The following is a 3,575-nucleotide window of genomic DNA, read 5'->3' as shown; positions in this document are numbered from 1 at the left end:
CATGACTTTCATGATCGGGGGTGCCTGGAAAAGTCATGACCGTTAGTCAGCGGTGGCGATTGATGGCGTTACGGGTCGCCTCGGCGACGCTACGGGCGGTATTGGCGTAGTCTTCACCCTTTCCGGCGTAGAGGATGGCACGCGAGGAATTGATGATCAGGCCGACGCCACTGGCGGTGCAGCCGGCGCGTACCGTGGTTTCGATATCGCCACCTTGTGCGCCGATGCCAGGAACGAGCAACGGCATGTCTCCGATCAGCGTTCGCACGCGCGCGATTTCGCTGGGAAAGGTCGCGCCGACCACGAGCGCGCATTGGCCATTGACGTCCCATTCCTTGCTGACCAGGCGGGCCACCCTTTCATAGAGTTTTTCACCGCCGACATCGAGGAACTGGAGATCACTACCCCCAGGATTCGACGTGCGGCACAGCAGAATGATGCCCTTGTCGCGATACGCCAGATAGGGTTCGATCGAATCCCGCCCCATGTACGGATTGATGGTGACGGCATCGGCCTGGAAGCGCTCGAAAGCTTCGATGGCATATTGTTCGGCGGTGCTGCCGATGTCACCCCGTTTGGCATCGAGGATCACGGGCGTCGCTGGATGCCGGATATGAATGTGCTCGATCAGTGCTTCGAGTTGATCTTCGGCGCGGCGAGCAGCGAAGTAAGCGATCTGCGGTTTGAAACAGCAGACCAGGTCTGCCGTAGCATCGACGATGGCGCGACAAAACTCGAAAATGGCGTCCGGTCTGTGTTGCAAGTGGGCGGGGAATCTTGCCGGATCGGGATCGAGACCGATGCACAGCAGGGTATTGTTTTCGCGCCATACCGAGTTGAGAGCTTTGATAAAGTTCATGGGCTGATGACCTGTTGCAAAGGCCTCATTCTAACGGCCATAACGTTCCCAGGAACCCCGATTTTTCCTCCGACCTCTTTCCTGCTTGCAGGTGCGGGGGAGATTCGTGAGTCGCTGACGCGACTTCCACATTGAAAGGTTTTGCGCCTGGGCATGGCGAAGACAGGATGAGCCGCGACGCGCACGGCATTGCTGGCCAGGCAGATTTTGGGTTGAGGAGATGGCCTTGAAAACAATCGAGCAGCACGATTATCTTGCAATGCGTGCCGGGGCATTGGTCATCGAAGCAGATGGATTTGGCGAAAAGGTTCTGCGACTGGCCGACGGTACGATGCTCAAGCTCTTTCGGCGAAAGCGCTGGTTGTCCTCCGCAGCCTGGTATCCCTATGCCCAGCGTTTCGCTGACAACGCGGTCGCACTGCGTAAACGTGACGTACCGGTGCCGGAGATCATCGATGTCTTGCGAATCCCTTCGATTGCGCGCGACGCCGTACACTACCATCCACTGCCCGGGAAGACGTTGCGCGAGCTGCGCTGCGAAGGCCTGGATCCGGAGACCGAACAAGAGCTGAAGAACGCATTCACCTGTTTCGTGATTCGCTTGCATGAGAGTGGAGTGTATTTTCGTTCGCTGCACCTGGGTAACGTAGTCTGCCTGCCCGATCGGCGCCTGGGCCTGATCGACATTGCGGATGCGCGGATCGGCGGCAGTCGCCTGGGGAAGCACAAGCGCGCGCGCAATCTCCGATGCCTGCAGCGCATTGCTGGCGAAAGCGAGTGGCTGGATTTCCACAGGGTGCTCAATGCCGGATGATGCCTCTGGAAATTCCGGTCAATGCAGGTCGTGCGCATGCGCCTGACCCTGCGCAATGAAACATGCGCCAGTGAGAAACTGCCCAGGAGGAATTTTGTCGCTCATTGCCGCTGTGCGGCGACGAGCATTTCGATCACTGGCAGTACATCCGGTCGGACGCCGCGCCACAGAAAAAACGATTCGGCGGCCTGTGCAACCAGCATGCCCAGGCCGTCGGTGACGAACCCGGCGCCGCTGGCCAGCGCCTGCGTCATGAAGGGGGTATTTCCCCGACCGTATGCCATGTCATAAGCCAGCGAATCCGGTGCAAAACAGTCGGCGGGTAGTGGCAGGCGCTCGCCACCGAAACTTGCCGAGGTGGCGTTGATGAGCACATCGAACTGCTGATCGGCCATGTCCGCAAAGCCGCCGGCGGCAAGATGACCACGATCGGCAAACCTGGCGATCAGCGCTTCCGCCTTGCCAGGTGTGCGGTTGACCACCCGCAGTTGGGCAGGGCCTTCTTCGAGCAGGGGGAGCAAGACGCCGCGCGCAACCCCGCCGGCACCTATCAGAAGAACCCGTTTGTGACGTAGCGAAATTCCCAGGCGGACCTGAATGTCGTGTACCAGGCCGATGCCATCGGTGTTATCACCAAGCACACCGCTCTCGTCAAACTTGAGCGTATTGACCGCCTGCGCCAACTGTGCCCGCTCGGTCAGGTGATCGGCGATCATCACCGCGTCGACCTTGAAGGGAATCGTGACGTTCAACCCTTTGCCGCCCTCCCTGCAGAATTCGGCCACGGCTTCCGCAAAACCACCGATGGGTGCAGAAATGGCTGCGTAGCTCATGTCCTGGCCGCATTGTCGAGCAAAGGCGGCATGTATCAAGGGTGACTTGGTTTGGGTGATCGGGTTTCCGATTACTGCATAGCGGTCAGTCATGTATTTTCCTTGGCATCGAGAACAACCATCCAGAGCCACTCAACGAGGATGAATCCGGGTAGACAAGACTGGGCTGCCGCAACGGCCGCCTGCAAGAGTCTGTCCAGCCGCTGCCATGCCGGCTGCGCAGGGGTCCACTGTAAGAACGGGTGAGCGATCGAGAAGTCGCCAGGCGTGGTACTCGACCGAGCGGCATCTCCGAGTACGACAAGTATCCCATCAATCGGCCGGGGATGCTGCAGCGCTTTGCGCGGCTGGGGGCTTGCACGCCTACCTCCAGGCCGGTACATTGGAAACCCCTGCCGCCAGTACGATTCCTGGGCGACTCGCTCAGGGGCTTGCGGGAGTTCCCGAGGCGGTCGGGCAGGATGCGGGCTCGCAGCGGGCGAGCGGCCCGACGATTTCAGGTCCATATCTTCCGGCAAGGGCCTCGACGAATCCTGACCCGATGCAGCGCACCCGGACTGGACGCTTACCATGGGAGCAGCAAGGCATGCGACTCTATCTGTCTTCGACGCTGTCCGACCTGCAGGACGAACGGCGGGCGGTCAAGGAAGTCCTCAGCGGCGACTACACGGTCGTCGAGAGCTACGAGGCCGACCCACGACCGCTCTGGCAAAGCTGTGTCGCCGACGTCGCCTCGTGCGCGATCTACATCGGCATCGTCGGCCTGCGCTATGGATTCGTTCCGCCGGGGCAGGGCAAGTCGATCACCGAACTCGAGTTCGACGCGGCGCTGGCGGCGGGTAGGCCTTGCTTCGTCTTCGTCAAGGAAGCTGCCGCTATCCCGGCCTCCCTTACCGACCTCTACACGCAGGAGAACGATCCTGCGCTGATCAAGGCGTTTCGCGAGCGCCTGTTGTCCGGAGCGAACAATATCCCGCGGGCAGCGCTGTTCACCACCGCCGAGGATCTGAAGGTGAAGGTTCTCAGGGCGCTGCCGCGGCAGGCGCGGGGAACGGGGGCGTCTGAGGAA

The 3,575-nt window shown here is 60.6% G+C and carries 4 protein-coding genes; 2 read left to right on the top strand and 2 right to left on the bottom strand.

Annotation, left to right across the window (positions count from 1 at the left end; genetic code table 11):
- Positions 1-46: 46 nt before the first annotated feature.
- The gene (pyrF, locus tag CAPSK01_RS17550) at positions 47-859 is read right to left on the bottom strand and encodes an orotidine-5'-phosphate decarboxylase (protein ID WP_034929766.1); all 813 of its coding nucleotides are present in this window, start codon (positions 857-859) and stop codon (positions 47-49) included.
- 220 nt (positions 860-1,079) lie between these two features.
- Here pyrF and CAPSK01_RS17545 point away from each other — a divergent pair, with 220 nt between their 5' ends.
- Positions 1,080-1,673, top strand: coding sequence for a toluene tolerance protein (locus CAPSK01_RS17545; RefSeq protein WP_337958616.1), 594 nt, complete (start codon positions 1,080-1,082; stop codon positions 1,671-1,673).
- Between the two features lie 101 nt (positions 1,674-1,774).
- Here the strand turns inward: CAPSK01_RS17545 and aroE are convergent, their stop codons facing one another.
- Complete coding sequence (gene aroE / locus CAPSK01_RS17540) at positions 1,775-2,599, bottom strand: shikimate dehydrogenase (protein ID WP_034929765.1); 825 nt, start codon at positions 2,597-2,599, stop codon at positions 1,775-1,777.
- A gap of 493 nt (positions 2,600-3,092) precedes the next feature.
- Here aroE and CAPSK01_RS17530 point away from each other — a divergent pair.
- On the top strand, positions 3,093-3,575 hold a 483-nt coding region (locus CAPSK01_RS17530), incomplete at its 3' end, for a DUF4062 domain-containing protein (RefSeq protein WP_034929761.1).

It is taken from the genome of Candidatus Accumulibacter vicinus (assembly GCF_000584955.1).
In the GTDB taxonomy this organism is placed as follows: Bacteria; Pseudomonadota; Gammaproteobacteria; order Burkholderiales; family Rhodocyclaceae; genus Accumulibacter; species Accumulibacter vicinus.
The sequence above is the reverse complement of the archived record's forward strand: the minus strand, read 5'-3'. Positions and strand labels throughout refer to the sequence as shown.

Coding starts and splice junctions, on each gene's coding strand:
- aroE (WP_034929765.1), bottom strand. CDS start 2,599: ATGACTGACCGCTATGCAGTAATCGGAAACCCGATCACCCAAACCAAG.
- CAPSK01_RS17545 (WP_337958616.1), top strand. CDS start 1,080: ATGGCCTTGAAAACAATCGAGCAGCACGATTATCTTGCAATGCGTGCC.
- pyrF (WP_034929766.1), bottom strand. CDS start 859: ATGAACTTTATCAAAGCTCTCAACTCGGTATGGCGCGAAAACAATACC.